Source organism: bacterium SCSIO 12741, from assembly GCA_024398055.1.
Taxonomy (GTDB): domain Bacteria; phylum Bacteroidota; class Bacteroidia; order Flavobacteriales_G; family Salibacteraceae; genus SCSIO-12741.
In genome coordinates this window covers 2732618-2750869 of the sequence record CP073749.1, presented here as the reverse complement: position 1 = coordinate 2750869, position 18252 = coordinate 2732618, and the positions used below count along the sequence as shown (strand labels likewise).

Annotated in this window: 14 protein-coding genes and 1 pseudogene; 10 read left to right on the top strand and 5 right to left on the bottom strand. The window is 44.9% G+C overall.

From position 1 onward, the window contains the following. Window positions 1–7: 7 nt before the first annotated feature. The 3 genes from KFE98_11650 to KFE98_11640 all read right to left on the bottom strand — a co-directional run bounded on the left by KFE98_11650 (window position 8) and on the right by KFE98_11640 (window position 2514). Complete coding sequence (locus tag KFE98_11650; protein UTW60703.1) at window positions 8–262, bottom strand: hypothetical protein; 255 nt, start codon at window positions 260–262, stop codon at window positions 8–10. After that, window positions 262–1053, bottom strand: a complete 792-nt coding sequence (locus tag KFE98_11645) for a hypothetical protein (GenBank protein UTW60702.1) — start codon at window positions 1051–1053, stop codon at window positions 262–264. Before KFE98_11645 ends, KFE98_11650 begins: the two co-directional genes overlap by 1 nt. A gap of 318 nt (window positions 1054–1371) precedes the next feature. Next, complete coding sequence (locus KFE98_11640) at window positions 1372–2514, bottom strand: 5-(carboxyamino)imidazole ribonucleotide synthase (protein UTW60701.1); 1143 nt, start codon at window positions 2512–2514, stop codon at window positions 1372–1374. A gap of 39 nt (window positions 2515–2553) precedes the next feature. Here KFE98_11640 and KFE98_11635 point away from each other — a divergent pair. Then, window positions 2554–4688, top strand: a pseudogene (locus tag KFE98_11635) (RNA-binding transcriptional accessory protein). A gap of 4 nt (window positions 4689–4692) precedes the next feature. Here the strand turns inward: KFE98_11635 and KFE98_11630 are convergent. After that, entirely contained in the window at window positions 4693–5433 is a 741-nt protein-coding gene (locus KFE98_11630; GenBank protein UTW60700.1) for a DUF2807 domain-containing protein, read from the bottom strand. Between the two features lie 290 nt (window positions 5434–5723). Here KFE98_11630 and KFE98_11625 point away from each other — a divergent pair, with 290 nt between their 5' ends. The 8 genes from KFE98_11625 (at window position 5724) to KFE98_11590 (ending at window position 14373) form a co-directional block, all read left to right on the top strand. Next, complete coding sequence (locus KFE98_11625; protein UTW60699.1) at window positions 5724–6428, top strand: TIGR00730 family Rossman fold protein; 705 nt, start codon at window positions 5724–5726, stop codon at window positions 6426–6428. Between the two features lie 243 nt (window positions 6429–6671). Further along, the gene (locus tag KFE98_11620; protein ID UTW60698.1) at window positions 6672–8324 is read left to right on the top strand and encodes a hypothetical protein; all 1653 of its coding nucleotides are present in this window, start codon (window positions 6672–6674) and stop codon (window positions 8322–8324) included. A gap of 57 nt (window positions 8325–8381) precedes the next feature. Next, window positions 8382–10541, top strand: coding sequence for an SPOR domain-containing protein (locus KFE98_11615; protein UTW60697.1), 2160 nt, complete (start codon window positions 8382–8384; stop codon window positions 10539–10541). Window positions 10542–10582: 41 nt separating this feature from the next. Next, window positions 10583–11356 (top strand): hypothetical protein, encoded by a 774-nt coding sequence (locus KFE98_11610; protein ID UTW60696.1) that lies wholly within the window; start codon window positions 10583–10585, stop codon window positions 11354–11356. Between the two features lie 150 nt (window positions 11357–11506). Next, window positions 11507–11902: a hypothetical protein gene (locus KFE98_11605; GenBank protein ID UTW64768.1), complete on the top strand. Its 396-nt coding sequence runs from the start codon at window positions 11507–11509 to the stop codon at window positions 11900–11902. A 70-nt stretch (window positions 11903–11972) separates the two neighbouring features. Beyond that, the gene (locus KFE98_11600) at window positions 11973–12809 is read left to right on the top strand and encodes a DUF692 domain-containing protein (protein ID UTW60695.1); all 837 of its coding nucleotides are present in this window, start codon (window positions 11973–11975) and stop codon (window positions 12807–12809) included. Further along, window positions 12785–13558 (top strand): putative DNA-binding domain-containing protein, encoded by a 774-nt coding sequence (locus KFE98_11595; GenBank protein UTW60694.1) that lies wholly within the window; start codon window positions 12785–12787, stop codon window positions 13556–13558. Before KFE98_11600 ends, KFE98_11595 begins: the two co-directional genes overlap by 25 nt. 47 nt (window positions 13559–13605) lie before the next feature. Continuing rightward, window positions 13606–14373, top strand: coding sequence for an outer membrane beta-barrel protein (locus tag KFE98_11590; protein UTW60693.1), 768 nt, complete (start codon window positions 13606–13608; stop codon window positions 14371–14373). Here KFE98_11590 and KFE98_11585 read toward each other — a convergent pair whose 3' ends face one another. Beyond that, window positions 14374–15630 carry a divalent metal cation transporter gene (locus KFE98_11585; GenBank protein UTW60692.1) on the bottom strand — a complete coding sequence of 419 codons (1257 nt, stop codon included), beginning with the start codon at window positions 15628–15630 and terminating at the stop codon, window positions 14374–14376. A gap of 134 nt (window positions 15631–15764) precedes the next feature. Between KFE98_11585 and priA the strand changes: the two genes are divergently transcribed. After that, the gene (gene priA / locus KFE98_11580; GenBank protein ID UTW64696.1) at window positions 15765–18227 is read left to right on the top strand and encodes a primosomal protein N'; all 2463 of its coding nucleotides are present in this window, start codon (window positions 15765–15767) and stop codon (window positions 18225–18227) included. Window positions 18228–18252: the final 25 nt, after the last annotated feature.

Genomic DNA, 18252 nt, shown 5'->3' with positions numbered 1-18252 from the left:
GTGTTAATTAATTGAAGGTAAACGTCACCACCACCGGAAGGTGATCTGAATAGCCACCATAGTAGGTATCCCGACTATACGTTCTCGACGGTGCATGGTTTTGGTACTTCTTGTTGTAATAAAGCATATAAGGGCGACTATGGGCATAAACCGAATCTACCTGATCAACCAATGGTGCATTTACGATCAACTGATCCAAAAAGTCCCACTCGCCTTTGTAGTTATAACTACCTACGGTATCGCCAAAGGTTGATTGTGCCATCAAATTTTGATAAGAGAACTCATCCCCCATCCGGCACCCAAAATCTCCTGTACACTCTTGTTGGTTGGATAATCATTGAAGTCTCCCATGGCTACAAAGTTGCCATCAGGATTGCGTTTATCATAGGCCGATACTTCTTTACGAAGCACTTTTGCTGCAGCTATCCTTCCTGGCTCTGAAGCTTCTTGCCCTCCATAGCGGGACGGCCAATGGTTTACAAAAAAGGCCATTTGTTCGCCACCTTTCAACTGTCCGGTCACTTTAAGAATATCTCGAGTAGTTCGATCAGAATTGGGAAGCTTTACGGTAACATAATCATAGCCATTTGGTTGATACCAAGCACTGTCGTAGATCAAAGCCACATCAATTCCCCGAAAATCCGGGCTTTGTTCATGTACAATACCCCATCGACGGTTAGCCAAGCTGGGATGCGCAATTAAATCTTCCAGAACAGCTCGGTTTTCTACTTCAGCCAGGCCAAGAACAGCCACTGGCCCCATCGAATCTACAGAAAGGACAACTTGAGCCAAACGATCCAATTTTGTTTGGTAGCGTTCAAGCCCCCATTTTTTATCACTATCCGGGGTAAACTCCTCGTCTTTGGTTTTGGGATTATCTATCGTATCAAACAGGTTTTCCACGTTGTAAAACATGATTTGAACCTGATACGCTTCCTTTTCCTCTTTTTCAACCGGTTCTACCGGGCTGACAACCTCCGAATTAGAGGGAGAACCCCCGCAGGAAGCAAGTCCAATAAACAGGACAAAAAACAAAAAAATGCCTGGCCTCATCGCAATCAAATTTTCGTACCAAACTATTCAAAAATCCCTTATGAATACCCGGATCTTACCCTATTGATGAAAAAATGTTCCGAGTTTTTGAAGGCCCAAAAAAGCGAATGGGAGACCATCTACTCCAAACTCATCACAAATGAACTGTAACCCCTTCAACTTTAAAGCCATAGACATAAGCACCAAGCCAACTTGACTTCAAAAAACAGGTTAAAAAGTAATTTGAAAATTTCCGTGCTCTGAAATGAACCCATTACAAATCAGGAAAAAAGCCTTCCTAAAGGCCCTTCTTGTCCGTTCTAAACAACCTGGAATATCCTATTCGGCTACCACCTTCAAGGTATCTTTCACTTGATGAGCTGTTTTTTGAGCTTCTTCCAAGGTATCAGAAACGATGGTCACATGCCCCATTTTCCGGAAAGATTTGGTTTGGGTTTTGCCGTACAAATGCACGTAGACTCCCTTCCAGGCAGTTACATCATTCAACCCTTCGTATTTAACTGGTCCTTGAAATCCCTTTTCTCCTAATAGGTTAACCATAACTGAAGCGCCACGAGCTGAAGTATCGCCCAAAGGCATTCCGGTGATGGCACGAAGGTGTTGGCCATATTGTGAAGTATAATTTCCTTCAATGGTTTGATGGCCTGAATTGTGTGGACGAGGCGCCACTTCATTAACCAAAACTTCTCCCTCTCGAGTCAAAAACAACTCCACCGCGAGAATTCCTACCACGCCAAAAGCTTCGGCCGTTTTAAGAGCAATTGCCCGAGCCTTTTCTTCAATTTCGACTCCTACCCGTGCCGGGGCAAATAAAAACTCAACGAGATTAGCTTCCGGATTAAAGTCCAACTCTACCAGCGGGAAAGTTTCCATTTCGCCCTTTTCGTTTCGAGCAACAATGACAGAAAGTTCTTTTTCAAAATCAACAAATTTCTCGAGTACGGATGGGCAATCAAACCCTTGGTTCATTTCCTCCTCGTTTCGAACCGGAGTTACTCCTTTTCCATCATATCCACCTGTTCTGGCTTTTTGCATAAAAGGCATTTCATGGGCCAATTCAGCCATTCCAGCTTTATCGTCAACCAGGAAAAAGTCGGCCGAAGGAATGCCGTTTTCTTGGTAAAATAGCTTTTGCTTGCCCTTGTCTTTGATGATTTCCAACACTTCAGGTTGCGGGAAGACTTTTACGCCCGAATCCCTTAAATCTTTGAGCGCTTGAACGTTTACGTGCTCAATTTCCACGGTAATTACCTGCTTGTCGCGACCGAAATCCATCACCGTTTGATAATCGGCAAAATCACCTTGAACAAAGTCATGTGCAATTCGACTGCAGGGTGCTTCAGCCGAAGGATCCAAAGCCGCAATTTTCACGTCATAATTAATCGCTTCCTGAATCAACATGCGACCAAGCTGACCGCCGCCCAATACTCCTAATCTGAAATTTTTATCGTAGTACTCCATCCCGGCAAATTTGAAGGTGATACATTTGGCTGCAAAAGTATGGAAAGGTCCCAATCCACAGCTCAAGTAGCGGGTTTCATTGCTCAAAAGCTTACCCTCCCTGCCTCACAAATCGAATCGGCCTTGATTCTATTCAACGAGGGAGCCACCATTCCGTTTATTGCCAGGTATCGGAAGGAGAGAACCAAAGGATTGGATGAAGTTCAGCTCGAATCCATCCGAGATGCCTACCAACGCTGGAAGGACCTGGAAGATCGGAAAGAAACGATCCTGAAAAGCTTAAAGGAACAGGATGTTCTCACGGAAGAACTTGAGCAATCGGTATTGGATTGTACTGAGCTCAACACCTTGGAAGACCTTTATCTCCCTTATAAGCCCAAGCGTAAAACGAAAGCCACTGTAGCCATTGAAAAAGGTCTTCGCCCCTTGCTGGATCCATCATGAAAGGCAGTGGAGATCCCGAATACCTGGCTGGAAGATTTGTTAAGGGTCCGGTAAAATCCATGGAAGAAGCGTTGGAAGGAGCTCGCCACATTATGGCGGAATGGATGTCTGAAAATCGTCGGTTGCGAAATACGGTTAGAAGGTACTACCAACGCCATGCGGTAATTCAATGCAAGGTAGTTTCTGGAAAAGAAGAGGAAGGAGAAAAGTACCGCGACTACTTTGATTTCTCCGAAGAAGTAAGGCGTTGTAAACCCAATCGATTCATGGCCATAAAACGCGGCCAGCGTGAAGGTTTTCTCAAGTACCAGGTACAACCCGATCGAAAAAAAGTACTGGAAGAATTGGAAAGACAGGCCATCCGATATTCCTCGCCCTGCGATACCGAAATCAAAAAGGCGCTTCGAGATTCGTACTCCCGGTTGATTCGTCCTTCGATAGAAAATGAATTTCTAAAAGATTGGACCGAGAAATCGGATGAGGTGGCTATTCGCATTTTTGGCGAAAACCTCAAGCAACTTCTCTTGGGCGCACCGGTGGGTGAAAAACGAATTCTGGCCATTGATCCAGGGTTCCGATCCGGATGCAAAATAGTCTGTCTAAGCGAACAAGGCGACTTGCTTCACAACGAAACCATTTACCCACACGCCCCTAAAAACGACCGTAAATCAGCCGGAAAGATTTCTACCCTGGTCCGTTCCTATCGTATAGAGGCTATTGCTATCGGCAATGGAACGGCTGGAAGAGAAACCGAGCAATTGATTAGATCCATTCGATTCGATCGGGACTTACAAGTATTTGTGGTTAGTGAAGCAGGAGCCTCGGTTTACAGCGCTTCGAAAATTGCCCGCCAGGAATTTCCACAGTATGATGTAACGGTAAGGGGAGCTGTTTCCATTGGTCGCCGCTTGATGGATCCTTTAGCCGAGCTGGTAAAGATTGAACCCAAGTCGATTGGCGTAGGACAGTACCAACATGACGTGGATCAAACACGACTTAAAAATCGACTGAATCAGGTGGTGGAAAACTGTGTAAACCATGTGGGTGTAGACGTAAATACAGCAAGCAAGGAGCTACTTACTTACGTTTCGGGCTTGGGTGAAAAGTTGGCCCAAAACCTGGTCAACTATCGCCAGGAAAAAGGAGCCTTTACCACCCGTGAAGAATTGAAGAATGTCCCCCTTTTGGGACCAAAATCCTTCGAACAAGCAGCTGGATTCCTTCGCATTTCAAATCCAAAAAATCCCCTCGATGGATCTGCGGTTCACCCTGAGCGCTATTCGGTGGTGAAGAAAATGGCCAGAACTTTGGGCGTATCTGTAAGCGAATTGGTCGGTAATTCGGAATTGACCGAACAGATAAACACCAAGGATTACCTCACCGAAGAAATGGGTGAATACACCTTAAATGACATCCTACAAGAACTTCAAAAACCGGGAAGAGACCCCAGAAAACGAGCTAAAGTGTTCGAATTTAAGAAGGGGTTAAAAACAGTAGATGATTTGACCGAAGGCATGGTTGTACCAGGAATTGTAACCAATTTGACTGGATTCGGAGCCTTCGTTGATATCGGGATTAAAGTAAATGGCCTGGTCCACCTATCTGAAATGGCCGATGCCTATGTAAGCGATCCTACCGAAGTTTTGAGTTTGCATCAGACCCTGGACGTTAAAGTCATATCAATCGATCGGAAAAGAAACCGAATCGGACTTTCCATTCGCCAAGTGTAAGAAATCAATTGTTGTTGATCAGGCTTCCTGATCCGGTGATGTTTTCTACCACATCCAAGGTATCGGCGCCACCCGTATAAAGGATATTTCCAGAGCCGGAAATGGTGGCATTTAGGTAGTCCACTACGTGAATTTCATTGTAACCTGCTCCATGCAATTCCGTCCATACGGAATCAGAAACAAGATTACCGGAATATACCGAGGATGCTGCATCAATCTTATTGTAGTATTTGTGCGCATACCCTTGAAAAGTTCCACTTCCTTTTCCTGGATAAAGGGTAGCCAATGAATCAATGAAAAAGGTCATATCAGCTGACAATGTCCCATTCACCTCCACGGTAAAATGATCTCCGCGGATGGCGGTGGCCGTTTTTACCCGAGAAGAGGAATTGAAAATGACTTTTTTTAATCCACCGGTGTAAAGGGTAAATCTAAGATCCTGGTGATCTTGAAAACAATCATCGAAGGTAACGGTGACGATTCCAGAACTCAGCTCAGTACTGATTTTACCCAGAACATTTTTTTGAGCAAACAAAACCAACTCACTGGATGGGCGGGCGGTATCATGATGAAGAATAACCTCTCCAGGCACATCGAGAATGAAGGTATGAAAGTTTGGAAAGTTCCTTACCTCTTCAACCCGATCACCTCGTCCCTTCTCACAATTCTGCCAAGGCCATTTGGTACACGATGTTGCCAATACGGCCATCAGAAGCACCATGGTATTTGTTAGTAACCGTCGCATTTCCTATTGCTCACCCTTGCTGCGCAAATATATCCAATTATATGAGCTCACCTTTTCCTCCCTAATAACGGCGAGGGAATCGAACTGTTTGGTTGAGGGTCTTAAAATTGGATAAAATCATTTCTGCTCACACTCCATTTTCCTCGCTCGGCCAATTTTAACGTCTGTTATCTTTCCCATAAAACGGATTCCGGTACATTTTCCTATCTTGCCAAACCACTTCGAAACCGAGGGAACTACAGGTTTCGACCACCGGGATTTAGATCTTAAACATTTAAAATTTCATCTTTATGTCAGAAGAAGAACGGATAAAACGTGCCTTTAAAACCAAAAACTGGAACGAAATTAAAACCAACGACTCCTGGGCGATTTTCAAAATCATGTCCGAGTTTGTTGAGGGATTTGAAAAATTGGCCAAAATTGGCCCCTGTGTTTCCATTTTTGGATCGGCAAGAACCCAACCTGATACTCCCTATTATTTAATGGCCGAGGAAATCGCCTACAAACTTACTTTGGAAGGTTACGGTATTATTTCAGGCGGAGGACCAGGTATTATGGAAGCTGCCAACAAGGGAGCACAACGCGGCAATGGAAAATCAGTGGGATTGAACATTGATCTTCCTTTCGAACAACATAACAACCCCTACATTGATGGAGATAAGTTGATCACCTTTGATTACTTCTTTGTTCGCAAATTGATGTTTGTGAAATACGCCCAGGGTTTTGTGGTAATGCCAGGTGGATTTGGTACCCTGGATGAGTTTTTTGAAGCGATGACTTTGATCCAAACCAAAAAAATTGGAGCCTTTCCCGTGATCTTGGTTGGAAGCGACTATTGGACCGGATTGATGGACTGGGTAAAGAATGTAATGCTTAAAGAAGGCAACATTAGTCCTCAGGATTTGGATCTGTTCAAAATCGTGGACAATTCAGACGAAGCGGTTAGTGAAATCAACAAGTTCTACACCAAGTACTTATTGCGACCAAACTTCTAAAAACCCCGCAACAACCGGGAATTAACATTTCATTTTTAATAACTCCAAGCCCTAAAAAGGGCTTTAAAAACACCATTAAAAACCAGCTTAACACACTGTAATTCTTAAACTTACATATCAAGCATAGCAAACATAGGCCTTCCTTATCCACAGGTTTATGTTTGCAACTGCGGTTAGTTTTGAACAGAAAGCCGCATACGGTAAGGGTAGCTTTGTTGCTAACGCATATTCAAACTACTCGCTATGCTTCGAAATTTGTTCGTTTTCCTTCATCTTTTCCCACTCATCTTCTTGCCTACTTACGAGTACAAAAAGGAAGAATTGAAGGTCGAATTGGTCGCTCCAGAAAAAGCGGAAGCAGGATCAGAGTTCACCGTAGAATTAAAATTCACACCGGGTGAAGTCAAGGGATTTACCAAGTACACTGAAACTTTACCGGAAGGATTGACCGCCGAAGCCGGCGAATTGGGCAATGCCTCCTTCACCTTTGCCAATGGGCAAATCAAAATTTTCTGGGTTGAATTTCCCGAAAAGGAACCCTTTACGATTAGCTACAAAGTGAAAGTGGCGTCTGGCGTTCAAATGACCGCAGACATTGGAGGAAAATTCTCCTATATCGAAAACAACGAAAAGCGGGCTTTCCACATTCCCAAAAAACAAATTGCCATTGGTTCTGCGGATCAATTGGCGGCAGCAGAAGCCAGTCAACAAGAAACCAAAGTGGCAGCCAGGGCTTCGGTTAAGCGTCGTGTAGTTTCCTCTCAAGGAACCTTGCACACCATTGAAATTACGATTGACAAAGAGGGAATCGAGGGTTTTAGCCGGATTCAGGAATATGTTCCGATGGGTGGAAAAGTAACTAAAGGTGACACCAAGAATGCCTCCTTCTCCTTCGTCAAAAACAAAGCTCGATTTGTCTGGATGGCGGTACCTCAAGATCAGATTGTAACTATTACTTATGACGTAGACTTGTCGGGTGCGAGCAACCAGGATGTTACTGCCATCTACGGAGAATTCTCCTACCTGGATGACGGACAAACCGTGAAAAAAGATATTCTGTTTGGCGATGAAATGATGGCCAGCAATGAAGGATCGACTGAGGAAAGTCCTTCTACCCAAAGCTCATCCAGCAGCACAAGTTCTGAGGAATCCAACAATAATTCGTCTATCTCTTCTGGAAATGGAAGCACGGGAACAGGAGCAGCTGTGGCCGTTGCACCGGTAAAAACCCAGGAACCGGAAGAGACAGAAGAAACTGAAGAATCGTCAACCGAAGAAACAACCGCCACGGCAACCTCGGAAGAAGAGGAAACCACCACAGAAGAAACTTCCACGATGGCTCAGAACGAAACGGCCACTCAAGAAGAAGAAGTTACGGAGGTAACCGCCGAAGAAACCACTACCGAAGAAGAGGTGAAAGAAGACGTTGTTCTAACCGAAACGCTCACCAATACGGACACGGAAGAAGAGGCCACCGAAGAAGAAGCGACCGAGGTTGTAGAAGCTCAGGAAGAAAATAACACCACCGAAACCGAAGAGTCTAACCCGGTTTCAGCAAGCAATAATGATAACTTAGGAAACACCTCACCCATCCCTTCACCCAACACCGGTGTTAATTATCGTGTACAAATAGCTGCCGGGCACAACATTGTGGATGCCGCCTATTTTCAGAAGAAGCACAACTGGAGTCAGGAATTTATTCTTGAAAATCACCAAGGATGGGTGAAATACACGACAGGATCCTACCTTATATATAAGGATGCTCGTGATTCCAGAGAAGAAATTAATGCGGGAGGATATCAATTTGACGGTCCCTTTGTAACAGCCTACAACAACGGAGAGCGCATTACCGTACAAGAAGCCCTCATGATTACTCGCCAAAAGTGGTTTAAGTAATCGGGGTTCTGGGTATTGGATTATATTTATGGGCGAATTATTACTTTTAGGGCTTTGATGACGACCCGATCGACATACTTAACGATTCCTCTGATAGTCGTTTGTTTTTTACTGTTCAGCCTTCCTCAAACTGGAATCGCGCAAACGGATAGTTTAGAAACAGAAGAGCCGGTAACCGCCAGCACAGAAGAAGAAACTCCACCAACGGAACCCGAAACCGAGTTCTCGGGTTCGGAGCCTGAAAGCGAGATCAGTGATTTTAGACCGATCATCGGATTGTCTGGTGGATTCCTCACTTATTTCGGCGATCTTTCTAAAAATCAACGAGCGAATAATCCACTTACATCCAACCTTGCTGCGGAACTCCAATTGAGTTTTCCTCTAAAAAACAGCTTTTACATCGAATTCAACACGATTTTTGGTAAGGCTTCGGCCAACGAAAGATCGGCTCAATACAACCGAAATTTTGAAAGCACCATCAATACTTTTGGTGTAAACCTGCTTTACAATTTCCACCACTTCTTAAATTCCGAACGCATCGTTGATCCTTATTTATCGATTGGTTTTAGCTCTTTGATCTTCAATTCGAAGACGGACCTTTATGATGCCAATGGAAATCTTTACCATTACTGGAGTGACGGAACGATTCGAGACCGGGAAGAGACTCCGGATAACCTGAACTCGGCCCAAAAACTGGTTCGCGACTATAATTACGAAACCGATATTCGGGAAAGTGATATCACCGGAGCTGGTTACTACGAAAAATTCACCTTCATGATTCCTTTTGGAGCTGGAGTGAATATGCGAATGACTAATCGGATGCATGCGCAGGTAGGTGTTACTTATAACATTCTATTATCAGACATGATCGACGGAGTGTCGAAAGATGGGAAGGGTTTATATAAAGGCGATGGCGGAATTGACCAATTGCTCTATACCCACATTGGGTTGACCTATGACTTATCTAAACATCGTGCTCAGCAAACCATGGCCGACAACCTAATTTCGGACGAAGAATTGGCTGAAATGACTACAGGTGATGAGGACGGAGACGGTGTACAAAACCTGATTGACCAATGCCTCGGCACTCCTCAAGGTGTAGAAGTTGACAGTGTTGGTTGCCCTTATGATACCGACGGCGACGGTGTTCCAGATTACCGTGATTTAGAATTGAATTCGGCTGAAAATTCTGTAGTTGACTCCAACGGTGTTGCACTTACTGATGAGCAGCTGGAAGCCATCTACCTCCGATTCCTGGATTCTACCGGAACCCTTTCTAAAATTGAGGATACCATTTATACCAAGGATGTGCCTTCGGCTACGGAAAGAAGAAAATACAGCCGCTACAGCGTTCAAATCTCCGGAGATGAACTTTCACCCGATCAGGCTAAAGATTTGTTGAGCGAACCTGCCTTGAAATCGGTTAACGATGGTGATAGCTCAGCTATTCTGGTTGGACAGTACGATAATATTGCCGATGCAATGGCCAAGGACAAATCGCTACGAGATAAAGGATTTGACACCCGTGCTATTGTAGAAGAAACCGTTACGGGTAAAGTAGTAACAGCTGATACACGTGGTGTATTCGTTGGAGACAGTAAGGGTAAAGCTCTTGAACAGGAAGGAATGGTATTCCGCATCCAGGTTGGTGCCTTCCGTAATCAGGTTCCAGCCGGTACATTTGCTGATATTCCAGGTGGAGTCATTGGCGTGAAGAGCAGCGATGGCCTTACCCGCTACTACGCTGGTAACTACAAATCGTATGAAGATGCCGCCTCTGGTCGAGTTGAACTTAAGGCTCAAGGTTATGGCGACTGCCTGGTTAAGGCCTTTAGCGAAGGAGATCAAATTCCATTGTCTCAAGCGGGTGCCACCTACGAACCTCCTGCTGGTGGAGAAAGTCCTACTACCACTCCAACAACAACGACTCCTTCCAACGTGAATTCCAAGGATGTGAAGTTCAAAATTCAATTGGGATCCTACCAAAATGCCATCCCGATGACTGACTTCAATCAATTCGTTAAGTTGGGAAGCATCACCTATGAAAAAGGAAATGATGGACTGACCCGCTATTATCTTGGACCATACGATAGTTATGATGAAGCTCAGAATGCGGCCAGCGGATTGCCCGGTCAGAACATTAAGGGAGCGTTTGTTGTAGGTGAGTACCAAGGCAAGACCATCACCTCCAAGGAAGCCTTGGATTTACTGAAATAAAATCCCAGTCAGAGCGTTAAATTGGCTATTTTTACGCCCTCATGATTAGCCGCAGAAATACCATTATTTTCAGTACCATACTGCTTTTTGTGGGTATCGCATTTTCGGGATCCGCTCAAATCAAATTACTGAAAGCCAAAATCATAAGCACCAAGGATTCTACCCGATTGGCGGGAGTGCATGTGGTGAACAACAATACCGGACACGCAACTCATTCCTATACGGATGGAACATTTATCCTCCCCTATCGGCAAGGAGACACGATTGAGCTCTCGTCTATTGGTTTTAAGGATAAGCTGATTTTTACCCAAAGTCTGTTTATTCCGGATGCGATCGAAATTACCGTATTCATGGAGCCTGAGGTTTATGTACTGAATCCGGTTAATGTAAATCCTTTCGGATCGAAAGACGAATTTGCGGATGAGTTTAAGACCAGGGAAATCGAAGGGAAGGAAGTTGAAATCTTTGAGTACAAAGATCAACCTAAGACGCTTGAAGATGTCCCCACCGATTTGAACGCGCATATATCCTTAGGCTCACCGATTACCTTCCTATATAATAAGTTCAGCAAGGAAGCGAAGGAAAAAAAGAAACTGTCCAAGGCTAAGGAGACTAATGCTCGTGAGCGTGAAATTCAACGGAAGTACAACATTGACGTTGTCAAAAAGATTACGGGAATTGAATCCGATTCTGACGCCGCAGCCTTCATGAAGAACTGTCCTTTGGAAGATGACTTCGTTTATCGAGCCGCCGAATACGACATCGTTAAAGCCGTATTAGAGTGCCAGAAACAGAACGCACCAGCTGAGCAATAAAGCTCCCTCTGCAGTTTTGTGAAATAGTCTGAAAATCGCCAGCCCTTGGTGGTTATATCTCCATTTTGTACTTTTAAAGACAATACTTACTTACACGATTTATCAACTTTAGCCTTCCGTTATCGTGATAATTTAAAAATAATAAGCGTGATGAAAAGCAAAAAGAACTTAGGAAAAGTTGCTGCCATAGCAACAGGTACCCTGACTTTGGGTGCGTTGGCAAATCCTGCTCAAGCTGGTGAATTGTTTCAAGTACAAGACCTCGGATCAGGGGCAGAGTTGAGAAGTGAGTTGATTCAATTGAACAACCCATTCGATACTCCTGTAATGATGAACAACAGCGAAATTGAGCTGAAATGTGGCGAAGGAAAATGCGGTGAAGGCAAGTGTGGTGAAGGCAAATCCGGAGAGGATAAGAAAGCTGAATCCAAAGAGAGTAAATCGGACGAGAAGGCTAAGTCTGATGAGAAAGCCAAAGAAGGTAAAACTCAAGAACACAAATGCGGTGAAGGTAAGTGTGGAGAAGGCAAGTGCGGCTCTCACTAATCTCAAATAAACTTTAATACGAGGCCCTTTTGCTTCCGGTAAAATCGGAATGCCAAAGGGCCTTTTTTACATGAATACAATCACAGGAACAGGTATTGGTTTTCGGCGAGATATCGCCGATGAAATAATCTCACTGGAAGACGGAAAGCCTGACTTCATTGAAGTTGCTCCCGAAAACTGGATGGGACTGGGCGGATATTGGAGAAAAAAACTGGATGAAGCAGTAGAAAAATATCCTTTGGTTTGCCATGGTCTTTCCCTTTCTATTGGAAGTCCGGATCCGCTCGATATGGACTTTCTGAACGAACTCAAGAAGTTTCTGGATCACTATCAGGTGTCGTTGTATTCTGAGCATTTATCCTACAGCAAATGCGACAACGCTCACCTGTATGATTTGCTCCCCATCCCCTTTCGCCAAGATGCTGTGGATCACATTGCGGAACGCATTCGTGTGGTACAGGATTTTTTGGAAAGGCCACTTATTCTGGAAAACGTGAGTTACTACACTCCACTGGCTCCGGAAATGAAAGAAGAGGAATTCGTTTCGGCGATTCTGAATCAATCTGACTGCCGTTTGCTACTCGACGTTAATAACGTTTATGTAAACAGCTTTAACCATACTTATTCAAGCACCGATTACATCAACGCCCTTCCTCTTGACCGGGTGGCCTACATCCACATGGCTGGGCACGAACAAGTAGCTCCGGACCTCATTATTGATACTCATGGGCAAAACATCATTGATCCGGTGTATCAGCTATTTGAAGAAACCCTGCCCAAACTTAATCCGGTTCCGGTATTGTTGGAACGCGACTTCAACATTCCCGATTGGCCGATTTTACAAAACGAATTGAGTCGATTACGATCCATAGGTCAAAAAGCATGGCAGAAATCACCCACCCATTAAGCGACGATACCCGTCATTGGCAATCCGAATTGGCTAACTACTGCCGCACTGGTGAAGCTACCGATATGCCCGGGGTTTCTCCTGATCGATTGCCCCATTACCGCCGTTTGGTCTATAACATCGCTTACGACACCCTAAGAACGGCCTATCCTGTCACCTTTCGTATTCTCAGTAAAGAGGAGTGGAATGGACTTGTTCAACGTTTTTTTGCTGTTCACCCTTGTCAGAATTACCAGGTTTGGAAAATGCCTTACGAGCTCGTGGTTTATCTCAGGGAAAATGAATTTGAGCTTAAAGAAAACTATCCTTACCTGGAAGAACTGGTCTTTTTTGAATGGACAGAAATAGAAGTGTATTGCGAAGAAGATCAACCCGTGGAAGTCTACCATGAGAGCGGTGATTGGAGAACGGATCCAGTGGTATGCAATCCCCATCATCGTCTACTCACTATCTCCTACCCATTTCATCAGGTAAAAGCGGAAGACGCGGCTCTCCAACCTGGAGAATACCACCTGCTCATTCTTAGAGATCCCGATTCAGGATCTGCCCAGTTTATGGCCTTATCGCCTCTCTTTTTTCAAGCCTTGGAACAGCTAAGTGCTACGGCCAACCACCTGGGAGAAGCCTTAATTCGTGCAGGTGCCTCCTTCGGCGTTAGCGATTCAGACTTTTTGTTTGAACAGTCACAGCCCTTTATAGAGCTCCTTCGTTCCCGAAAATTTCTTCTTGGATTCCCCTTAAAAGGATAGGCCGCAGCATCGGAATTGGTTACCTTCGTTAAGGTAAAAATTCAGATATGAGAACCTTATTTTTTCTACTTGCAGCACTCCTTATTTCACCTGTCTTAAAATCACAAACACACCCCGGTGGTGGTGACATCAACCTGGATGACAATCGAATGAATTTCGATTATTCCTGGGAAGAATGGCAGGATCGAAAAAACAAGCATTGGCAGGGATTGGATATCGGTATCAACTCCTTGATCTATGAGGATGGAACGGATGTACCTCCAGCGGGTTTCAAAGGCATGCAACTGGATTATGGTCGCTCCTTTTACTTCGGAGTCAATATTTATGAGCAAGGCATTCCTATTGTTGGGGAGTACTTCAAAGGAGTGGTTGGAATTGGGTTAGATTACTACAATTTTCAGCTCAAAGGAAACGACCTTATGGTATCAGAAGGTGACTCCATGACCCTAAGAACGGATACCGTATTCGGCTACCGTAACAATAACATGAAAAATAGCTGGGTAACAGTTCCCTTGCTTCTGGGAGTAAATACATCTCAATACAACTCTTCGTCTTTTCACATTGCAGCAGGTGTAATACTCGGCTACCGATTGACGGGAAAACAAAAGATCAAATTCTGGGATGGTGAAATTTGCAACACCATACGCCGTAAATCCAACATGCATCAAAACCCCTGGAGAGCCACTGCTACGGTTCGCATTGGTTATGGAAACTTTCACTTGTTTGGCAATTACAGTCTTACCGATTACTGGGCTGAGGGAGAAGCCCCAAAAGCTCGGGTCATGGTGGTTGGAATCAAGGTGATCCCCTGGTAATTATCCGGCCATTCCAAATCGGATAAAAGGATACCAGATAGCCATTCCGATCAACACGAGAAATCCAACGTAACTCAATCCCTTTAATAGAGGATTCATACGCAGATGGCCCGCTTTTTCAGCTTGTCGAATGGCCAGGAAATTGAGTAGGGCCAAAAAGGGAGTAGTAAGAAAGGATAAGGTAGTCGCCAAATCGACCATCTGCCCCATATTGCCCAGCAAAAACAGAATGAACAAGATGGTTCCAGCTACCAGGACCAACATAAACAAAGGGTAGGTTTTCTTGTTGCCCTCCTCCTTTCGACTTGTCAATAATCCACTGGCCTCACTAAGTACTCGTGGAAAAGCATCTAAACAAGTGAGTGTGGTGCTAAACATCGTCGTAAAAGCCGCAAGAGCAATTACCCAGAAAAAGACCGGCCCAAGCAAGGTGGTGTACATGTCAATCAACTGACCAGCAAAAGCCAAAGATTTCACCTCCAATTCGTTTCCTGTACCGTAAAACATCCGGGCGCCTAACACCAAAAAGCAAATGGCCAAAAGAGCCGTTCCGATAAAGCCTACATTAAAATCGAATCTGGCTTGACGCGGTGAGGCTTGATGACCAGTGAGTTTGTTTCTTGTCTCGGCCCAAACCGAGTGCCAAATCGAGATGTCCATAGGAGCCGGCATCCATCCAATAAACGCAAATAGAAACAGTAAATGGGCCTGGTCTTTAAATGAAAAAGATAATGGAGTCCCCACCTTTTCAGCGCTCCAACCAAAGGAAGAGAAAAAGGCAACCAGAGTAGTAACCGATAAAATGAGAATGACCCATTTAATCATTCTGTCCAGGAGACTATACTTACCTACCAGAAGAATGAGTGCGCAGAAAACCGTGAGGCCTATGGACCAAACTACCGGATCAAAAGACCAGGGTAATAGATGACCAGCCAAACCAGCCGTAACCACCGCAATGGCGGCGATAACAAAGAACATGGTTAGGATGGTGAGCACGAGGAAAGACCAAACCGCCCAATTTCCTAATTTCTTGTAACCCGCTAACAAACTCTCACCGGTGGCAGCGGTATATTGAGGCCCCATTAGAAAAAAGGGATACTTCACCAAATTGGCCAGCACCAGAGCATAAATGAGGGCATAACCAAACTGGGCTCCAGCCCGAGTGGATTGAACCAGGTGGGAAACACCTACCGCAGCACCGGCGTACAACAGGCCCGGTCCAAGAGCCTTCCATAGGTCAGATCGTTTCGTTGACATGAGGAAAACAAAGATGGTATAAGTTTTTTTAGATCGTGAATACCCGCCGTTTTACCGTTCAAAAAGGATATCTCGAATATGGAAGGAGGCATGCCGCCTCTGTGAATGACTCTGCTAAATTTGCAAAACGCATCATGGTTACCCTTTTTGTTGACGTCATATTACCTCTTCCCTTGAACCGGCTCTATACTTACCGGGTTCCAAGAGGACTCAATGATCAGATTCAAGAAAGGACTCGGGTGGTGGTCCAGTTTGGAAAATCTAAATTGTATTCAGCTCTGGTAGCCCGAGTACATGAGCACCCCCCTCAGGATTATCAGGCCAAATACATCGATGAGATTCTGGATGATGCTCCTATCATTTATCCGGAACAGCTCAAGTTTTGGGAGTGGATGAGTGATTATTACCTCTGCTCCATGGGTGAAGTAATGCTATCGGCTCTTCCTTCAGGATTAAACCTCAGCAGCCAAACGATACTTCAAATTCATCCGGACTTTGATGGTGACTTCTCTGAACTCAACGACAAGGAATACCTGGTTTCTGAAGCACTTGAAAATCAAGAGAAACTGACTCTGCAAGAGATCTCTGAGATATTGGGCCAAAAAACGGTAATGCCCCTGGTAAAAAGGCTAATCGAACAAAAGGTGGCCATATCAGAGGAAGACCTAAAGCTGAAATACAAACCTCAAATGGTAGACTGGGTGCGGTTGACTCCAAGCTGCCAACAGGAGGAAGTGCTTCAGGAAAAATTTGATGAATTGTCACGTGCTCCAAAGCAGTTGGAAGTGCTCATGACTTACATCAAGCTATCCGGGTGGCATACGGCAAATCCAAAACCGGTAAAGAAAACCGAACTGTATCAAGCGGCTGAAGCCTCATTGGCTCAGGTGAAGAGTTTGGTCGAAAAAGGAGTGCTCGAAGTATATGCTGAAGAATTGGGAAGGGTTGGCGAATTTGAGGATGCCGATGAAACCGATTTTCCGCTCAACGAGCACCAGGAAAAAGCCTTGGAAGAGTTACGAATCAATCTGAATGAAAAGCCTGTCACCTTGTTACATGGGGTAACTTCCAGTGGCAAAACAGAATTATACATTCAATTGGCCCGTGAGTGCATCCGACAAGGCAAACAGGTGCTCTATCTGGTACCCGAAATTGCCTTAACAACTCAGCTGGTCAATCGCCTGAAGCATCGCTTTGGCAATCGAATGGGGGTTTACCATTCTCGGTTTAACGTGAACGAAAGGGTTGAAATCTGGAACCGGGCATTGGCCGATGATGGCTACGATGTGGTAATCGGAGCACGCTCTACTCTTTTTGTTCCCATGCCTCGTTTGGGTTTGATCATCGTGGATGAAGAACACGAAACCTCCTTCAAGCAGTTTGATCCGGCACCTCGCTATCATGCCCGAGATTCAGCGGTGGTATTGGCCTCTATCTACAAGGCTCAGGTTCTTTTAGGTTCAGCCACACCAGCGATTGAAACCTATCGAAATGCTCAAACCGGAAAGTTTGGGCTGGTATCCGTTAAGAAGCGACATGGGAATATTCAACTCCCGGAAATTTTTGTTGACGATCTAACCAAGGCCTACAAGCGAAAAGAAATGAAAGCCAATTTGGGGCCTATGCTTTTCCAAGCGATGGAAGAGGCCCTGGAGAATAAAGAGCAAATCATCCTTTTCCGCAACCGGCGTGGATTCTCACCTACACTGCGCTGCCAAACTTGTGGCTGGGTGCCGCAATGCAAAAACTGCGACATCAGTTTGACCTACCACAAATATCGAGATCAGCTTTCTTGCCATTATTGTGGGTTTCATCAACATGTACCTCATACTTGTCCAGCTTGTGGCGGGCACGAAATAAAATTGGCCGGATTTGGAACAGAACGGGTTGAAGAAGACCTCTCCCTGCTTTTCCCCAAAGCGAGAATTGCCCGAATGGACCTGGATACCACTCGCAACAAAAACTCCTACCAGCGAATGCTATCGGACTTTGAAGCCGGTGATACCGATATTTTGGTTGGGACCCAAATGATCACCAAGGGACTGGACTTTGACCGGGTAAGCCTGGTGGGAATTCTTAGTGCTGACAACATGCTCCATTATCCTGACTTTAGAGCCTTTGAACGTTCTTACCATTTGATGGCTCAAGTAGCCGGACGAGCTGGAAGAAAAAACAAACGAGGCAAGGTAATTATCCAGTCCTTCGAACCCGAACATTTCATTATTCGAAAGGTGATCGACAACGACTATGAAGGCATGGTCAAAGATCAATTGGTTCACCGCAGGCAGTTCAATTATCCACCCTATTCCCGCATTGTTCTGATCACTTTAAAACATCGATCACGGGAGTTGAATCAAGATGCTGCCCGACAGCTGGCCCGAATTCTACGCGGTCGATTCGGAGATCGAATTTTAGGGCCCGAAACTCCCGCTATCGCAAGGATTCGGAACTTGTATCACGAAAATATCCTGATCAAACTTTCACGCGACAGTTCCAATGCCCAGTTAAAAATTGAGCTGCTTGAATTGCTCGATGAATTCCGAAAGTCCCCCAACTACAAGGCTGTTCGACTGGTTATTAATGTTGATCCTCTATAATTATTTAGGAAAAAGTGGATTTTGA